This is a genomic window from Paludibacterium yongneupense DSM 18731 (genome assembly GCF_000422925.1).
Taxonomy (GTDB): Bacteria; Pseudomonadota; Gammaproteobacteria; order Burkholderiales; family Chromobacteriaceae; genus Paludibacterium; species Paludibacterium yongneupense.
Map to the genome: position 1 here is coordinate 212,290 of NZ_KE383957.1, position 17,627 is coordinate 229,916.

16 protein-coding genes are annotated in these 17,627 nt (G+C 62.1%); 13 read left to right on the top strand and 3 right to left on the bottom strand.

Going from position 1 to position 17,627, the window contains the following annotated elements; genetic code table 11:
• The first annotated feature begins 1 nt into the window (after position 1).
• On the top strand, positions 2-1,129 hold the full coding sequence (locus tag G520_RS0115455; protein WP_028536437.1) for a YbdK family carboxylate-amine ligase: 1,128 nt from the start codon (positions 2-4) through the stop codon (positions 1,127-1,129).
• Positions 1,130-1,234: 105 nt separating this feature from the next.
• Positions 1,235-2,605 (top strand): TAXI family TRAP transporter solute-binding subunit, encoded by a 1,371-nt coding sequence (locus tag G520_RS0115460; RefSeq protein ID WP_051229445.1) that lies wholly within the window; start codon positions 1,235-1,237, stop codon positions 2,603-2,605.
• 57 nt (positions 2,606-2,662) lie between these two features.
• Here G520_RS0115460 and gcvA read toward each other — a convergent pair whose 3' ends face one another.
• Positions 2,663-3,547, bottom strand: coding sequence for a transcriptional regulator GcvA (gene gcvA / locus G520_RS23085; RefSeq protein WP_036666390.1), 885 nt, complete (start codon positions 3,545-3,547; stop codon positions 2,663-2,665).
• Positions 3,548-3,650: 103 nt separating this feature from the next.
• Here gcvA and G520_RS0115470 point away from each other — a divergent pair, with 103 nt between their 5' ends.
• The 10 genes from G520_RS0115470 (at position 3,651) to dgoD (ending at position 13,526) form a co-directional block, all read left to right on the top strand.
• Positions 3,651-4,649: a 2-dehydro-3-deoxygalactonokinase gene (locus tag G520_RS0115470; RefSeq protein WP_028536439.1), complete on the top strand. Its 999-nt coding sequence runs from the start codon at positions 3,651-3,653 to the stop codon at positions 4,647-4,649.
• Between the two features lie 107 nt (positions 4,650-4,756).
• Positions 4,757-5,743 (top strand): arabinose ABC transporter substrate-binding protein, encoded by a 987-nt coding sequence (locus G520_RS0115475; protein WP_028536440.1) that lies wholly within the window; start codon positions 4,757-4,759, stop codon positions 5,741-5,743.
• 104 nt (positions 5,744-5,847) lie between these two features.
• Positions 5,848-7,362: an L-arabinose ABC transporter ATP-binding protein AraG gene (gene araG, locus G520_RS0115480; protein ID WP_028536441.1), complete on the top strand. Its 1,515-nt coding sequence runs from the start codon at positions 5,848-5,850 to the stop codon at positions 7,360-7,362.
• A gap of 11 nt (positions 7,363-7,373) precedes the next feature.
• Positions 7,374-8,363, top strand: a complete 990-nt coding sequence (gene araH, locus G520_RS0115485) for an L-arabinose ABC transporter permease AraH (protein ID WP_028536442.1) — start codon at positions 7,374-7,376, stop codon at positions 8,361-8,363.
• A gap of 15 nt (positions 8,364-8,378) precedes the next feature.
• A complete protein-coding gene (locus G520_RS0115490) occupies positions 8,379-9,143 on the top strand; it encodes an SDR family NAD(P)-dependent oxidoreductase (protein WP_028536443.1) in 765 nt (254 codons plus the stop codon).
• A 67-nt stretch (positions 9,144-9,210) separates the two neighbouring features.
• A complete protein-coding gene (locus G520_RS23090; RefSeq protein ID WP_036666392.1) occupies positions 9,211-10,092 on the top strand; it encodes an SMP-30/gluconolactonase/LRE family protein in 882 nt (293 codons plus the stop codon).
• Between the two features lie 24 nt (positions 10,093-10,116).
• Complete coding sequence (locus tag G520_RS23095) at positions 10,117-10,989, top strand: aldose 1-epimerase (protein WP_084637666.1); 873 nt, start codon at positions 10,117-10,119, stop codon at positions 10,987-10,989.
• Positions 10,986-11,750 (top strand): SDR family oxidoreductase, encoded by a 765-nt coding sequence (locus G520_RS0115505; protein ID WP_028536444.1) that lies wholly within the window; start codon positions 10,986-10,988, stop codon positions 11,748-11,750. Before G520_RS23095 ends, G520_RS0115505 begins: the two co-directional genes overlap by 4 nt.
• A gap of 4 nt (positions 11,751-11,754) precedes the next feature.
• Positions 11,755-12,381 carry a 2-dehydro-3-deoxy-6-phosphogalactonate aldolase gene (locus tag G520_RS0115510; RefSeq protein ID WP_028536445.1) on the top strand — a complete coding sequence of 209 codons (627 nt, stop codon included), beginning with the start codon at positions 11,755-11,757 and terminating at the stop codon, positions 12,379-12,381.
• Entirely contained in the window at positions 12,378-13,526 is a 1,149-nt protein-coding gene (gene dgoD / locus G520_RS0115515) for a galactonate dehydratase (protein WP_028536446.1), read from the top strand. The genes G520_RS0115510 and dgoD overlap by 4 nt, the downstream gene beginning before the upstream one ends.
• Positions 13,527-14,049: 523 nt before the next feature.
• Here dgoD and G520_RS0115520 read toward each other — a convergent pair.
• A complete protein-coding gene (locus G520_RS0115520) occupies positions 14,050-14,694 on the bottom strand; it encodes an HAD family hydrolase (protein ID WP_028536447.1) in 645 nt (214 codons plus the stop codon).
• Positions 14,691-16,268, bottom strand: coding sequence for a threonine ammonia-lyase, biosynthetic (gene ilvA / locus G520_RS0115525; RefSeq protein ID WP_281424765.1), 1,578 nt, complete (start codon positions 16,266-16,268; stop codon positions 14,691-14,693). Before ilvA ends, G520_RS0115520 begins: the two co-directional genes overlap by 4 nt.
• Positions 16,269-16,456: 188 nt before the next feature.
• On the opposite strand from ilvA, the gene G520_RS0115530 reads away from it, so the two are divergent.
• Positions 16,457-17,590, top strand: a complete 1,134-nt coding sequence (locus G520_RS0115530; protein ID WP_425516762.1) for a D-alanyl-D-alanine carboxypeptidase family protein — start codon at positions 16,457-16,459, stop codon at positions 17,588-17,590.
• The last annotated feature ends 37 nt before the right edge of the window (positions 17,591-17,627 follow it).

Here is a 17,627-nt window from a genome sequence, read left to right on the forward strand (position 1 = left end):
TATGCCACTGGAACCATTCAAGACCTCGTCCGCGCTGAGCATGGGCGTGGAGCTGGAGCTGCAACTGGTCAGTCTCAGCGATCTCGATTTGACGGCGGCCAGCCCCGACCTGCTGGAACTGCTGCAGCACTCGCCGTTTCCCGGCAATGTGACCCCGGAAATCACGCAGAGCATGATCGAAATTTCGACCGGGATACACTTTCGTCACGACACCCTGCTCGATGAGCTCGGTCGGCAGCGCGATACCCTGGTGCGGGCCGGCGAGCGTCTGAATGTCGGCATCTGCGGCGGTGGCACCCATCCGTTCCAGTTCTGGTCCGAGCGCAAGATTTTCGCCAAGCCCCGCTTCGAAGAGGTCTCCGCCCTGTACGGCTATCTGGCCAAGCAGTTCACGGTGTTCGGGCAGCATGTCCACATCGGGTGCACGAGCGGTGACGACGCCTTGTACCTGCTGCACGCGCTCAACCGCTATGTGCCGCATTTCATTGCCTTGTCCGCCTCCTCGCCGTACATGCAGGGGCGCGATACCCTGTTTCACTCTGCGCGGCTGAACTCCGTGTCCGCCTTTCCGCTCAGCGGGCGGGCTCCGTTCCTGCTCGACTGGGGCGCTTTCGAACACGATTACTTCGCCAAGATGGAACGCACCGGCGTCGTGAGCAGCATGAAGGACTTCTACTGGGATATCCGGCCCAAGCCCGAGTTCGGCACGCTGGAACTGCGCGTCTGCGATACGCCGTTGAGCATTGAAACGGCCGCCGCGCTCGCCTGCTATCTGCAAGCGCTGTGCGGGTCGCTGTTGCGGCGGCGGGAGGCGCCGCCCGCGGAAGACGACTATCTGGTCTATAACTACAACCGTTTCCAGGCCTGCCGCTTCGGCCTGGATGGCGAGATCGTCCATCCCGCGACGTACGCGTCCCTGTCCTTGCGCGACGACATTCTGGATACGATTCATCGCCTGGCGGAGACGGCGGACGAACTGGGGGGCACACGGGCGCTCGACCTGCTCGTGCATCGCGTCCACTCCGGGAACGACGCGGTTTTCTTGCGGACCGAGTTCGAGGCCCGTGGCGGCATGGAGGGGGTGGTGGACGCGGCCCTTGAGCGCTTTCGCGGCAGCGGCGCCGTGTAGCGTGTCGCGGAATGCGCTTCGCCGTCACGGCGGCGCCATGCTACATTCCGGCCATGGCGTGCGGGACTGGTCCCGTATCGCATCGACCCTGCTCCAAGGAGAGTCATGGCTGGCCCCGGAATCATGCTTGCGCGTGCGCTTGCGAAACTGACTGCGCTTTTCGGGCGCGGTCTTGTCGTCTCTATTGCCGTCATCGTGGCCGTCAGTCTGGCGCTGGCGCTGGCGGTATCCCTGTTCGTCAATTCGGCCACGCCGGCGGCAATCACGATTGCCAGTGGGCCGAAAGGCAGTTTTTTTCAGAAAACAGCAGAGAAATACCGCGAAATCCTGGCAAAAGAAGGGGTGAAGGTGACCATTTTGCCCTCTCAAGGCGCGCTCGACAATCTCAGGAAACTGGCCGATCCCCGGCTCGAGGTGGACGTCGGTTTCGTTCTGGGTGGCGAGCTCGACGGCATGAAGACCGACAGGCTGATGTCGCTGGGGAGCGTGTCCTACCAGCCGCTGATGATTTTTTACCGCGGCGCGCCGAAAACGCTGCTGTCCGATTTCAAAGGGAGGCGGCTGGAGATCGGTGAACCGGGGAGCGGTACGCATATGCTGGCCCTGGCCTTGCTCAAACTCAACGGCATCGAGCCGGGCGCGGACACGGTGCTGCTCGATTCGCTCAAGGGGGATTCGGTGCGTGCCTTGCTCGAAAACCGGATCGACGCGATTTTTGTCATGGGCGACTCCACCTCCACCGATCTGATGCGGCAGTTGCTGCATACGCCGGATATTCACCTGTTCAGCTTTGCCCAGGCCGACGGCTATGTGCGCCGGGTCAGCTATCTGAGCAAGCTGGAATTGCCGCGAGGCGCGCTCGATTTCGGTCGCGACATTCCGCCGCAGGCGACGAATCTGGTCGGTCCGACGGTCGAACTGCTCGCCCGCGACAGTCTGCATCCTGCGCTGTCCGATCTGTTGCTGGATGCGGCGCGGCAGGTGCATGGCAAAGCCGGTATTTTCAAAAAGCGCGGCGAGTTCCCGTCGCCGACCGAACATGAAATCCCTCTCAGCCCGGATGCCAGTCGCTACTACACCTCGGGCAAGAGTTTTCTGTATCGGACCTTCCCCTTCTGGCTGGCCGGTCTGGTTGCCCGCGTGCTGGCCCTCATCGTGCCCTTCGCCCTGTTTTTGATCCCCGCTCTCAAGATGGCACCGGCCATTTATCGCTGGCGGGTCGAGTCGAGCATTCATCGCTGGTACCGGGTGTTGCTCGACCTGGAGAGCGAGGCGGCCAAGCATGCGGACGACCCGAAACGGCAGCGCGAGTTTTTGCGCCATCTGGATCACATCGAGAACACGGTCAGCAAAATCGTGGTGCCGGCTGCTTTCGGAGATTTGTTGTACGGCCTGCGCGGGCATATCGATTTCGTGCGCGACCGTCTGCTGGCCCGCCCGCACGAAGAACATGCCCCGGCCCCGGACGGGCGCTGAGCCGCTCTGGCGCGCACGCGGCCGCGACGAGAACGTCGCGGCCGCTCCTCCCCTGTCTCAGCCGTGCGCGGCTTCTGCGGCCAGCCAGCGGCGGAAAGCCTGGAATGCCGGTTTTTCTTCGACCTCGTGCGGAAAAATCAGGTAGTAGTACAGACAGAGTGAGACCTCCACCTCCAGCGGTTTGACCAGGCGGCCGGCGGCAATGTCGTATTCCACCAGCATTTCCTGTCCCAGCGCCACGCCTTGCCCATCGATCGCTGCCTGCATGGTCATCGTGGCATCGGAAAACCCGAGCGCCTTCTGAATTTCGACCCCACTGACATTGACTTCATCCAGCCACTGCTGCCAGGTGGGGTGGTGCGCGAGGCGCTGCGCGCCGCGTTCGTGCAGCAGGGTGAGCCGGGTCAGATCCTGGGGCGTCTGCAGGCGATGCTGCAATGCGGGGCTGCAGACGGGAAAAAAGCGGGTGCTGGCGAAGCGTTCGACCGTCAGATGTTTGTCGTTGAGGCGACGATCGTCGATCACGACATCGAAGTCGCGATACTCGACGACGCGTTCGGTCGAGACTTCGATCCGTATGTCGGGGTGCAGGTTGATGAAGCGGTATAGCCGCGGCACCAGCCATTTCGCCCCCAGCGTCTGCGGCACTGCCACGTGCAAGACCGCGCTTTTGTCGCCCAGCAGCATCTCGGTGGCCTGCTGCAGCGCGCGGAAGGCATCGCGTACGCGCGGCAGGTAGTTCTCGCCGGCGCTGCTCAGCTGCAGCTGGTTGTTGCGCCGCTCGAACAGCTTGAGATCGAGGTACTGCTCGAGCAGTTTGATCTGGTGGCTGACCGCCGCATTGGTCACGCACAGCTCGTTCGCCGCCTTGGTAAAACTCAGGTGACGGGCGGCGACTTCGAATACGCGAAGTGCATTTAGGGGTGGCAGGCGTCTTGTCATGGTCTTTCGTTAAATAAAACTTAACAACGAAGATAGAATATGTAGTTTGCCATAGTTTATGGCGGGAGGAACAATGCGTTAAACCAAACAGCGGCCCAGAACCATGAACATTCTGACAATTGATACCGGCACTACCAATACCCGCGTGACCGTGTGGAAGGACGAGATCGCCTGTGCTCATGCGGCGCGCCAGGTCGGTGTGCGCGATACGGCGATTACCGGAAATGTGTCTGCGCTGCAGGCCGGGGTGACCGCCACCATCGAAGCGGCGCTCGCCCGCGCCGGGATGACCATGGACGCCATCGATCTGGTGCTGGCTTCCGGCATGATTTCATCCAACGTCGGCCTGCGCGAAATCCCGCATCTGCTGGCGCCGGCCGGGCGTCGCGAACTCGCTGCCGGCATGCAGCCGGTGCAGATTCCCGAGGTTTGCAACAAGCTGATCTGGTTCGTGCCCGGTGTGCGCAACATGACCGGCGAGATCGGCCTGCACAACTGCGAGAGCATGGACATGATGCGCGGCGAGGAAGTGGAGACGATGGCCTTGATCGAGCGGCTGGCCATCACCGAGCCCGCGCTGGTGGTTCTGCCCGGTTCGCACTCCAAATTCGTGCATCTGGACGCGCGCCAGCGCATCACCGGCTGTGTGACCACACTGGCGGGCGAGCTGCTGCACGTCATTACTCACAACACGATTCTCGCCGGTGCGCTCGACAGCGATTTCGCGACCGAGATCGACGAGGAAATGCTGCTGGCCGGTGCGCGCTCGGCCAGCAAGATAGGGCTCGGCCGGGCGTGCTTCATCGTGCGCACGCTCGATCAGTTCACCATCTACGACCGCAGCGCGCGGGCCAACTTCCTACTCGGGGCCGTACTCGGAGCGGATCTGCTGACGTTGAAAAACAGCAGCGCGATTCGCATGAGTCCGGGCATTCAATATGTCGTTACCGGTAAACCCATCCTGCGGGAAGCCATTGGATTGCTCGTCCGGGGGGACGACTTTTTCTCGGGCAAGGTAACGATCGCCAGCAATGAAATCCAGGCCGATCTGGCGGGCTACGGCGCCATCGTCGTCGCCCGCGAACGCGGTCTGCTTGGATGACGTTATCGAAATCGGCGGCGCTCAGCCGCCGACAACGGGCCGCTGCCTATGAGCCCGCGACACCTCGCCCATGAGCGGGAACCTTCACAACGCAAGGAGAGACATTCATGAAACAACTTCACAAGGTAACGACGGCTGTCGGGCTTTTGCTCGCGCTCGCCGGCGGTGTTGCGCATGCAATGGATGAGATCAAGATCGGTTTTCTGGTCAAGCAGGCGGAAGAACCGTGGTTTCAGGACGAATGGAAGTTCGCGGATCAAGCCGCCAGGGAGAAGGGTTTCAAACTGGTCAAGATCGGCGTGCCGAACGGCGACAAGGTCCTGACTGCCATCGATAACCTGTCGGCGCAGCATGCGCAAGGCTTCATTATCTGTGCTCCGGACGTCAAGCTCGGCTCGGCCATCGTGGCCAAGGCCGCACAGTACAAGCTCAAGGTCATGAGCGTCGACGACCGTCTGGTCGACGGCGCGGGCAAACCCATCGATTCGGTGCCGCACATGGGCATCTCGGCTTACAAGATCGGCGAGCAGGTCGGTTCGGCCATGGCGCAGGAAATGAAAAAACGCGGCTGGAAAATGAGCGAGGTGGGCGCGATCCGTCTGTCCTTCGATCAGTTGCCGACGGCCAAGGATCGCACCGATGGCGCCATGGCGGCATTGGTCGCGGCGGGTTTCCCCAAGGCTAACTTCATCAATGCCCCGCAGGCCAAGACCGATACCGAAAACGCGTTCAACGCCGCCAATGTGGCGATCACCCAGAATCCGAAGTACAAGCACTGGCTCGCCTTCGGTCTGAACGATGAGGCGGTGCTGGGCGCGGTGCGTGCGGCCGAGGGGCGCGGCGTGAAGTCCGACAGCATCATCGGCATCGGCATCGGCGGCAGCCAGTCGGCGATGAACGAGTTCGCCAAGGCCGGCAAGACCGGATTCTTCGGTACCGTGCTGATCAGCCCGAAACGGCACGGCTATGAAACCACGCTCAATATGTACCAGTGGATCAAGGCCGGCAAGTCGCCCGACAAGCTGACGCTGACCACGGGGATGTTGATGACTCGCGATAATACCGCCGCCGTGCGCAAGGAAATGGGGCTGTAACGCTCGCATTCCCTGGTTTCGACCAGGCTCGTCACCCAGGTGGCGCAATGATGTCGAACATGCCGTCCGGCGGCGCCGGACGGCGCAGGAGCAGGAGTACTAGCGTGAGTTATCTCGAATTCAAGCAGATCGGCAAGGTCTTTCCCGGGGTTCGCGCCCTGTCGGACATCAGTTTTCAGGTCGATAGCGGTCGGGTGCATGGCTTGCTCGGCGAGAACGGCGCCGGCAAGTCGACGCTGATGAAGATTCTCGGCGGCGAGTATCGGCCCGAGGAAGGCGAACTGATCATCGACGGGCAGGTGCGCAGCTTCGGCCGCAGCCGCGAAGCCATCGACGCCGGCATCGCCATCATCCATCAAGAGCTGCAATACGTGCCGGATCTGAGTGTGATGGAAAACCTGCTGCTCGGGCACCTTCCCAGCCGCTTCGGCTTTGTCAGCAAGCGCGCGGCACTCAAGCAGGTCGGCGCGCAGTTGCAGCAGCTGGGGGTCGATATCGCCCCCGATGCCTTGCTCAAGGATCTGTCCATCGGCCAGCGGCAGATGGTTGAAATCTGCAAGGCCATTTTTCGCGATGCCAGGATCATCGCCCTGGACGAACCCACCAGTTCGTTGTCGCATCAGGAAAGCGAGATCCTGTTCCGGCTGGTGCGCGAACTGAAAGCCAAGGGCAAGGTATTGATCTATATCTCGCATCGCCTCGAAGAAGTCTTCGCCTTGTGCGACAGCGCGACCGTGTTCCGGGATGGCTGCAAAGTCGCCGACTACCCTCGTCTGGCCGATATTACGCGCGAGGAACTGGTGACGCGGATGGTCGGGCGCGAGATCAAGGATGTTTTCGGCTATCAGCCGCGAACGCAGGGCGAGACGCGACTGGAAGTCGAAGGCATGAGCGGCCGCAAATTATCCGAAGCAGCCAGCTTTTCAGTGCGCGGGGGCGAAATCGTCGGCTTCTTCGGTCTGGTGGGTGCCGGGCGCAGCGAACTGATGCAACTGGTATATGGCGCCGACCGGCGCGACGCCGGAGAAGTGCGCATCGACGGCCGGCCGCTGAAAGGGCGCGGCATACGCGATTCCATCGAGTCCGGGCTGGTGTTCTGTCCGGAAGACCGTAAGGAAAACGGCATCATCGGCTGCTTGTCGGTGTCGGAAAACATCAACATCAGTTGCCGCCGGCATTACCGGCAGGGGTATTTCTTCGTCAACGACAGCTCCGAGGCCAGAACGGCCGAAGGGTATATCAAGTTGCTGCGCATCAAGACCCCGGGGCGGCAGCAGAAGATCCGCTATCTGTCCGGCGGCAACCAACAGAAGGTGATTCTCAGCCGCTGGCTGGCCGAGCAAGACCTGCGCGTGCTGATCATCGACGAGCCGACGCGGGGCATCGATGTCGGCGCCAAGAACGAAATCTACTCCGTTCTCTTCGAAATGGCGGCCAAAGGCGTGGCCATCGTGATGGTGTCCAGCGAATTGCCCGAGGTGCTCGGCGTCTCCGACCGCGTCGTGGTCATGTGCCAGGGGCGCATTACCGGGGAACTGCGCCGTGGCGAGGCCAATGAACAAAACGTGCTGAGTCTGGCCCTGCCGGCAGGTAAAACTGCCGACCGCGCCGCCGCATAAGGAATCCGACAATGACGACCACTACCCAAAACGTTCCTGGAAAGACCATGGCGAAGAGCAAGACCGGAATCATCAAGTATCTCGACGAATACAGTCTGATTCTCATCTTCCTGGCCCTGTTCGCGTTGCTGAGTTTCAGCGTCGAGTACTTCTTCTCGCTGGACAATATGATAGGCCTTGCCTTGTCGGTGTCCCAGATCGGCATGGTGGCCTGCACCATGATGTTCTGTCTGGCCTCGCGCGACTTCGACCTCTCCATTGGCTCCACCGTGGCCTTTGCCGGGGTGTTGTGCGCGATGGTGATCAACCAGACCGGCAGCATCGTGACCGGCGTGGCCGTCAGTTTGCTGGCCGGCGCCGCCATCGGCTTCATCAACGGCGTCGTGATCGCCAAATTGCGCGTCAATGCGCTGATCACCACGCTGGCGACGATGGAGATGGTGCGCGGGATGGCCTTTATCGCCTCGGGCGGTCAGGCGGTCGGCGTCTCCAATACCGCGTTCTTCACGATCGGCAACACCATGATTCTGGGGATACCCAGCCCGGTATGGATCACCATCGTCTGCTTCGTCGTCTTCGGGATCATGCTCAACAAAACGGTATACGGCCGCAATACGCTGGCCGTGGGGGGGAATCCCTCCGCCTCGCGCCTGGCCGGTGTCAGCGTCGAGCGGACCCGTATCTATATCTTTTTGATCCAGGGGGCGATCGCTGCGCTCGCCGGCATCATTCTGGCCTCGCGTATTACCAGCGGCCAGCCCAACTCGGCGCAGGGCTTCGAGCTCAATGTCATCTCGGCCTGCGTTCTGGGAGGCGTCTCGCTGATGGGGGGGCGCGCGACGATCAGCGGAGTGATTGTCGGCGTCCTGATCATGGGGACGGTCCAGAACGCAATGAATCTGCTGAACATCGATGCGTTTTACCAATACCTGGTGCGCGGCGGCATCTTGCTGACAGCGGTATTGATCGACCAGTTGAAGCAGCGCGAAGAAAACGATTAACACGGGAAGAAAATAATGACTAACTTTGCTCGTTATCCCAGTCTGGATGGAAAAAGCGTCTTCGTCAGCGGAGGGACCACCGGCATCGGTGTGTATTTTGTCACGGCCTTTGCCCGTCAGGGTGCAAAAGTGACCTTCATCGGCCGTAATCGCGAGGCAGCGGCCGAGGTGATCGCCGAGGTGAGTGACGTCGCCCACCGTCCCCTGTTCATCGAATGCGACATTACCGATGTCGCCGCCTTGCAGGGCGCGATCGCACAAGGCCGCGCGGCACACGGCCCGATCACGGTGCTGGTCAATAATGCCGCCAACGACAAGCGGCATACCACGCAGGGCATGACCGTCGCCGAGTGGGATGCGGCCATCGCGGTCAATCTCAGGCATCAGTTCTTTGCCGCGCAGGCGGTGATCGAAGACATGAAATCGGCCGGCGGCGGCAGCATCATCAATCTCAGCTCGACCAGCTGGAAAATCAAATCGCCGGAATACCCGGCCTATGCGACCTGCAAGGCGGCGATCAACGGGCTGACGCGCAGTCTGGCGCGCGAATTCGGCATGCATCGCATCCGCGTCAATACGCTGACGCCGGGCTGGGTGATGACGGACAAGCAGTTGCGCATGTGGGTGGATGCGGCCGGGCTGGCCGAGCGCGACCACAATCAGTGCTTGCCCGGCGATCTGACCTCGATGGATTGCGCAAACCTCGCTCTCTTTCTCGCGGCCGATGATAGCCGCATGTGTACGGCACAGGAGTTTGTCGTCGACGGCGGCTGGACCTGAACCGTCGCGCGGGGGAAAGGGCGGCCCCGGACGGGGTCTTTCGGGCGGGCAGCATGGAGTCATGGCAATGCCGAATTTCGCAGGGATAAACACGTCGCGCTATACCCTGGGCGAATGTGCGATCTGGGATGAACGCGGGCAGTATCTGTGGTGGACCGACATTCTCGCGCGGCGACTGTTGCGCTTCGATCCGGCGACCGGGGACGGGCGCGAGTGGCCCATGCCGCAGCGGCTAGGCTGTTTTGCCCTCACGCAGCAAGAAGGGCTGCTGCTGCTGGGGCTGGAGAAAGGGCTGGCCCGTTTTGATTACCACTCGGGCGAGTTGACCCACCTGTGTGCGATCGAACCCGAGCGCCCGGGTACGCGCATCAACGACGGGCGCTGTGACCGTGCCGGCAACTTTGTGTTCGGCACACTGAACGAGGCCGGCGAGAGCGCGATCGGCTCATGGTATCGCTACAGTCGTGACGGCGTGTTATTGCGCCTCGACCTGCCTGCCTGCCGCATTCCCAACAGCCTGTGCTTCAGCCTCGATGGCGCCACGCTGTACTTTGCCGACTCGGCCAGCAAACGCATCATGTGCTGCGATTACGATGCCGGCAACGGCGCAACCCGCCATATCCGCCTGTTTCATGACTTGGCCGCGAGCGAGCCTGCCGGGGCGCCGGATCCCGATGGCTCCATCATCGATGCGGCAGGGGGGCTGTGGAACGCACAGTGGGGCGCGGGGCGCGTCGCCCGCTACTTCCCGGACGGGCGTCTCGACCAACGGTTCGACGTGGGGGCCGCGCAGCCAAGCTGCCCGACTTTCGGCGGCAGCGGGCTCGATACCATGTACCTGACGACGGCGCTGACGGGGCTCGGCGATGCGGTCGGACCCGCCGATGGCGCGGTACTGGCCTGGCAGGACAGCCCCTACCGCGGCGTGGCCGAATCCCGTTTCGGTTGAATCGTCTATCTGCGCGAGCGACTCATGACCCCGACTCCCATCACATTGCAAAACGAACACCTGCGCGTGCAACTGCTGCCCGAACTGGGGGGCGGCGTGGCCCGCTTCGATCATCTTGCGCACGGACGCGTGCACGCGATATTTCGTGCGCGTGCAGACAACGCTGGCGCGGATCCGAACACGCTGGCCTGTTATCCCTTGCTGCCCTGGTCCAACCGCATCGGCGGCGGCGGCTTCGACTTCGATGGACGCCGCCGCGAGGTCGGGCTGACGCGGCAGGACGAGCCCCTGCCCATTCACGGGTTTGGCGCCTTTTGCGCCTGGGACGGTATCGAAGCCGAAGACGCGTCGGCCATTCTGTCCTTGCGCTTGAATCGCGACGGCTGGGATTTTCATGCCTGGCAACATTTTCAGCTCGGTGACGACCGGCTGGTCGTCACCGCGACCGTGCATAACCACGGGCCGCGCATGCCGTTCGGGCTCGGCCTGCATCCGTTTCTGCCGCGCACGGGCTCGACCCGGCTTTGGGCTCCGGCGACCGGTGTCTGGCTGTCCGGCTCCGATAGCCTTCCAGTCCGGTTGCAGTCGCCGCAGGGCGAGCGCGATTTTGCGAGTCGCCGCACCTTGCCGTCCACTTTGACGCTGAACAACGGTTTCACTGGCTGGGATGGCCATGCGCAAATCGAATATGAAGACTGGCGGCTGGATATTCGCGCCGATGCCGGTTGTTATGTGCTGTACGCGCCGCAGGGCGAGGATTTTTTCTGTTTCGAACCGGTGGACCATCCGGTGGATGCATTTCATCTGAGCGGGGGTGCTGCCGCCAACGGCATGACGATACTGGAGACGGGGCAGACCCTGTCACGCCGTTACCAATTCGCGGTGCTGGCATCATGAGCGGCCGTCTGGCGGGTAAGGTGGCCCTGGTGACCGGGGGCGCGCAGGGCATCGGTGCGGCCATCGTCCGCCGCTTCGCCGCCGAAGGCGCCCGGGTGCTCATCAATGTCCGGCGACACGACCAGCGTGCTCAGACCCTGCTGGACGAAATCGGCGGGGGCGGGAGGGTTCTTGAGGCCGACGTCGCCGATCCGCTTGCGGTGGCCGGGATGGTGGCTGCCGGCGAGCGTGCTTTCGGCGCGCTCGACATTCTGGTCAATAACGCCGGCATCAATGTCTTCAACGATCCGCTGGCACTGTCCGACGACGAGTGGGAGCGCTGCTTCTCGGTCGATCTCAAGGGGGCGTGGCACTGTTGCAAGGCTGCGCTACCGCTGATGCTGGCGCGCGGCGCGGGCAGCATCGTCAATATTGCCTCGGTGCACGGGCACAAGATCATTCCCGGCGCTTTTCCCTATCCGGTCGCCAAGCACGGGCTGATCGGGCTGACGCGTGCGCTCGGCATTCAGTACGCCGCGGAGGGGATACGGGTGAATTCGATTTCTCCCGGGCTGATCCGCACCCCGCTGGCCGAAGACTGGCTGGCTACCCTGACGCCGGAACAACGCCAGCGCCAGATCGACATCTTGCCGTGCAAACGCATCGGCGAAGCGGACGAGGTCGCCTACACCGCGCTGTTTCTCGCCAGCGACGAGGCTCGCTTCATCAATGCCACCGATATATTGATCGATGGCGGTCGCAGTCAACTTTACCATGAGTGAAACCATGATGTGGCCCACTAAACTCCCTCTGATCGCCATCTTGCGCGGCATTCGTCCCGACGAAGTCCTGGACCATGTCGGCGCCCTGGTCGACGCCGGATTCGACGCGATCGAAATTCCGCTCAACTCGCCCGACTGGCAGGAGAGCATCCGCCTTGCTCTGGCCGAGTATGGCTCGCGCGCCTTGATCGGCGCGGGCACCGTGCTGCAGGCCGACGACGTCGACCTGCTGGCCGGTCTTGGCGCCCGCCTGCTGGTGTCGCCGAATACCGATGTCGATGTGATCCGGCGTGCGGTCGGCCACAAGCTGGTGACGTGCATCGGCTGCATGACGGCGACCGAAGCCTTTGTCGCGATCAAGGCCGGAGCCCGGAACCTGAAATTCTTTCCCGCCGGCGAACTCGGACCGAACTATCTCAAGGCGGTATTGACCGTATTGCCCAAGTCGGTTCCCGTTTTTGCCGTCGGGGGCGTCACGCCAGAAAACCTCGCGCAGTATCTTGCAGTCGGTTGCATCGGCGCGGGGCTGGGCAGCGATTTGTATCGGGCCGGGCAGCCGCTGGAGCGGACCCGGGAGAAGGCGCGCGCCTTTGTCGCCGCCTGGCACAACTTTCAGGAAGCCACGGTATGAAAATCACCAAACTCTCGACCTGGCGGGTTGCCCCGCGCTGGATGTTTCTGAAGATCGACACCGACGAGGGCATCAGCGGTTGGGGCGAACCCGTGCTGGAAGGCCACGCCCGCAGCGTGGAGGCTGCCGTGCACGAGATGTCGGCGCTGCTCGTCGGGCAGGACCCGCAGCGTATCAACGATCTGTGGCAGATGATGTATCGGAGCGGATTCTACCGCGGCGGCGGCGTCTTCATGAGTGCGATTTCCGGCGTGGATCAGGCCTTGTGGGACATCAAGGGCAAGGCGCTCGGCGTCCCGGTCTATCAGTTGCTGGGAGGATTGGTACGGGATCGCGTCAAAACCTATAGCTGGGTCGGCGGCGATCGTCCGGCCGACATCATTCGCGATATCCGGCTGCGGATGGAAGTCGGCTTCGATACGTTCAAGATGAATGGCTGCGAAGAAATGGCAATCATCGACAATAGCCGCGCCGTGGACGCTGCCGTGGCCAAAGTGGCCGAGATCCGTTCGGCCTTCGGCAATTCGATCGAGTTCGGTCTCGATTTTCACGGCCGGGTTTCGGCGCCGATGGCCAAGGTTCTGATCAAGGAGCTGGAGCCCTATCGGCCTCTGTTTATCGAGGAGCCGGTGCTGGCGGAACAGGCCGAATACTACCCGCGCCTCGCCGCGCAGACTGCGATTCCGATTGCCGCCGGCGAACGCATGTACTCCCGTTTCGAATTCAAGCGGGTGCTGGAGGCCGGCGGCCTGGCCATACTGCAACCGGACCTGTCGCATGCGGGAGGCATCAGCGAATGTTTCAAGATCGCGGCCATGGCCGAGGCCTACGATGTCGCGCTCGCACCGCATTGCCCGCTGGGACCGATCGCGCTGGCCTCGTGTCTGCATGTGGATTTCGTCAGCTGGAACGCCTTTATCCAGGAGCAGAGCATGAGCATCCACTACAACCAGGGAGCGGATGTCATGGACTATGTGCTGAACAAGGACGATTTCAAGCTCGACGACGGGTATATCCGGCCGTTCCCGAAACCGGGGCTCGGCGTCGAGGTCGACGAAGAACGGATCGTCGAGGCCTCGAAATCGGCGCCCGACTGGAAGAACCCCTTGTGGCGGCATGCGGACGGCAGCGTGGCCGAATGGTAGGGTCGGATCTGCCTGGGGGCGACGAAAAAAAACCCGCTCGTGGCGGGTGAGTAAGGAGATGGGAAATAAACCAAATGTAATGGGATCGCCATTTATTTGGTTGCGACAGCATAGCACGAAATCGTGTCGAATCAAGTCATTGATTTTATGGATAATCTTTATGTGAAGAATTATGATGTAGCTGTAATGAATACGCTTCCGACTGGTAGATTTAAATTAAATACCGGGTTGAAAGTTTCAATTGCCATGCTTATTTATTGGATTGATGCCAAATAAAGACGATTTTATAGGTTTGACGGTGATTTATTGCGTGGCAGTTGTAGTGCCGCCATGGCGCGAGCTGACGGTGTGCTCGGTCAAGGAGCGGCTAGAAGTGTAAAACGCACGCTAGCCGCCCGTGTGGGCGCGAACGTGGCCGATGGTGCACGTTTGCCGTGCCGGACAGTGATTTTGCCTTCCCGCGCGAGCGCAGGCATCGAGTCGAAGAGCGCTTCCCGGTGTCGTGCCGGGGCGCGCGCGGACGTCAATCCAGATGGTTGAGCAATTGCAGGGGGTGGTCGACGCGAAGGTCGGCTCCCCAGTTTTCGGCATGGTCGCTGGCGTCGAAATAGCCCCAGTTGACGAGGGCGGTACGCATGCCCGCGGCCCGGCCGGCCGCCATGTCGCGTTCGGCGTCGCCGACATACAGGCAGTCGGCGGCGGTCAGTGCGAGGCCGTGCGCGGCGTGGTGCATCGGCCGCGGATCCGGCTTGGCAACCCCGACGGTATCGCCGCTGACGACCACGGCAGGCGGAAGCGGGAAGGGCAGGGCTGGCACCAGGCGGTCGGTGAAACGGCTCGGTTTGTTGGTGACGATGCCCCAGGCGCATCCGCGTGCGTCCAGCGCGAGAATGAGTTCCGCGATGCCGTCGAACAAACGGGTCTCGTCGGCGAAGCCGCGCTCGTATTCGTCGAGGAAGCCCAGCCGCAAGGCTTCGAAGTCGGGGTGTTCGCGCCCGAAGCCGAGGCCGACCAGGCCGCGCGCGCCATGCGAGGCGAGCGGCCGGATCGCGCTATATGGCTGCGGTGGCAAACCGCGCGCGGCCAGCATGCGGTTGAGGGCGGCGCCCAGGTCGAGCGCGGTGTCGGCCAGGGTGCCATCCAGATCGAACAGTACGGCTTTGATCATGCGTTTTCCGGCGGGGTGGTGAGGGATTGCTTGCCAAGAAACAGCTTATACGCGGGGTTGTCGGTTTCTTCAATCCACGGGTAGCCCAGGTGCTCGAGGAAGTCGCTGAAGGAGCCGCCATCGGTCGCCGGCACCTGGATGCCGACCAGAACGCGTCCGTAATCGGTGCCGTGGTTACGGTAGTGGAACAGGCTGATGTTCCAGTCCGTGCGCATGGCTTCCAGGAAGCGCAGCAAGGCGCCCGGACGTTCCGGGAACTCGAAGCGCAGCACCCTCTCGTCGCGCAGCGCAGGTGCATGGCCGCCGACCAGATGGCGGATGTGCAGCTTGGCCAGCTCGTTGTCGGTCAGATCGATGGCCTCGAGCTTGTTGTCGCGCAACTCGGTCAACAGCCGGGTGAGGTCCTCGCGCCGCGCGATCTGCACCCCGACGAAGACATGCGCCGTCGCGGCATCGGCATAGCGGTAGTTGAATTCGGTGATATTGCGGCCGCCTATGACGGCACAGAAGGTCTTGAAGCTGCCCGGCGCTTCGGGAATGCTGACCGCGATCACCGCCTCGCGCCGTTCTCCGAGTTCGGAGCGCTCCGAAACATGGCGCAGGCGATCGAAATTCATGTTCGCGCCGCAGTTGATCGCCACCAGCGTTTCGCCGCGCAGATTTTCGCGTTCGACATAGGCCTTGGCGCCGGCTACCGCCAGTGCGCCGGCCGGCTCCACGATGGAACGCGTATCTTCAAAGATATCCTTGATCGCGGCACAGATGGCATCGGTGTCGACCAGAATGATTTCGTCCAGCAATTCGCGGCAAATGCGGAAAGTTTCTTCTCCGACCAATTTGACGGCAACGCCGTCGGCGAAAAGGCCGACCTCTTTCAGTTCGACGCGATGGCCGGCCTTGATCGACTGGTTCATGGCATCGGAGTCGACGCTCTGCACGCCGATCACCCGGATTTCAGGCTTCAGGCGCTTGATGTACGAGGCCACGCCGGCCGCCAGTCCGCCCCCGCCTATGGCGACGAAGACGGCATGCAGCGGAGCGGTGTGCTGACGCAGGATCTCCATCGCGATGGTGCCCTGGCCGGCGATGACATCCGGGTCGTCGAAAGGAGGAATGTAAGTGGCGCCACCGGCGGCGACCAGTTCCATGGCCTTCGCGTAAGCATCCGAGTAGGACTCGCCGGAAAGGACGACCTGACCGCCGCGGGTGGTGACGGCATCGATCTTGATCTGCGGCGTGGTGACCGGCATGACGATGGTCGCCTTGCAGCCGAGCTTGCGCGCCGACAGCGCCACGCCCTGGGCGTGGTTGCCGGCCGAGGCGGTAATCACGCCCAGGGCGAGTTCTTCCGCCGTCAGGCGCGACATCTTGTTATATGCGCCGCGCAACTTGAACGAAAACACCGGCTGCAGGTCTTCTCTTTTAAGCAGGATGGTGTTGCCGGTTCGGCGCGACAAATTGGGAGCGGGTTCCAGCGGTGTTTCCACCGCCACGTCGTAGACGCGCGACGTGAGGATGCGTTCTAGGTAGTCTTGATGCGGCATTCTTTTGTCCTGGTCGTTTTGTCTTTTCAGGCTATCAGCCCGGGACGCTCAAGGGAAGGGTTTGCATGCCGCGTTTTGTTGCGCCGCGCCATGCGAGTACTGCCGCGTCGGCGCCTCACGTGTAATCCATGCGGGCAGGCCGGGCGGGGCAGTGTATAATTGGCAACTTGTTTTTACCACGCCGCGTCGTGAATGCTATTGATCAAGACATGAAAAAAATGAACCGATTTGTTGTTGCCGCAGCGTTTGCGCTGCCCGCTGTTTCTTTTGCCGCCGCTTTTGTCCCCCCCGTCCCCCAGATCGCAGGCAAGGCCTATTACCTGCTCGACTACAACAGTGGCCAGCCGCTGGCCCAGCAGGACCCCGACGCGCGCGTCGAACCGGCGTCCCTGACCAAGCTGATGACCGCCTACCTGACGTTCAAGGCGCTGCGGGAGCATCGTCTGCGCCTCGACCAGCAACTGACGGTGTCCGAGCGCGGCTGGAAGACCGAAGGTTCGCGCATGTTCCTCGATCCCAAGCGTCCGGCCCCGGTGTCCGAGCTGATCAAGGGCATGATCGTGCAGTCCGGCAACGATGCCTGTGTCACGCTGGCCGAGGCGATTGCCGGCAGCGAAGACGTGTTTGCCCAGATGATGACTTCGCAAGCGCGTCAACTGGGCATGATGCATACCCAGTTCAAGAATGCGACCGGTTTACCGAACCCCGAGCATTATACGACGGTGCATGATCTGGCCATTCTGTCGGCCGCGATCATTCACGACTACCCCGAGTTCTATCCGACGTACTCGATCAAGTCCTTCACCTATAACAACATCACCCAGCCCAACCGCAACCTGTTGCTGTATCGCGATCCGAATGTCGACGGCATGAAGACCGGCTTCACCGACCGCGCCGGCTACAATATGATCGCCTCGTCGCACCGCGATGGCCGACGTGTCGTGTCGGTGGTGGTCGGGACCGCGAGCCCGGAGGCGCGGGCGGAAGAAAGCGCGAAGTTGTTGAATTACGGCTTGCAGTTTTTCGAGACGCCCAAACTCTATCAGGCGGGCAAGCCGCTCAGCGTGATCCCGGTCTACAAGGGCGCCAGCTCGAAGCTGGACATCGGCTTCGCCCGCGACGTCTACGCGACCGTGGTCAAGGGCGAGGCCGGGCGGATCAAAATCGATCTGAGCACGCGCCAGCCGGTGCTTGCTCCGGTCAAGGCCGGTCAGGTTGTCGGGCAGTTGACGGTTTCGCTCGACGGCAAGGTCCTCGAACAACAGCCCGTGGTGGCCTTGCAATCGGTGGACGAGGGCGGCTTCTTCAGCCGGTTGTGGGACAGCATCAAGTTGCTGTTGAAGTGGAAGTAAGATGAAGGGATTCCGCGCGGGTTTGCTCCCGCGCGGG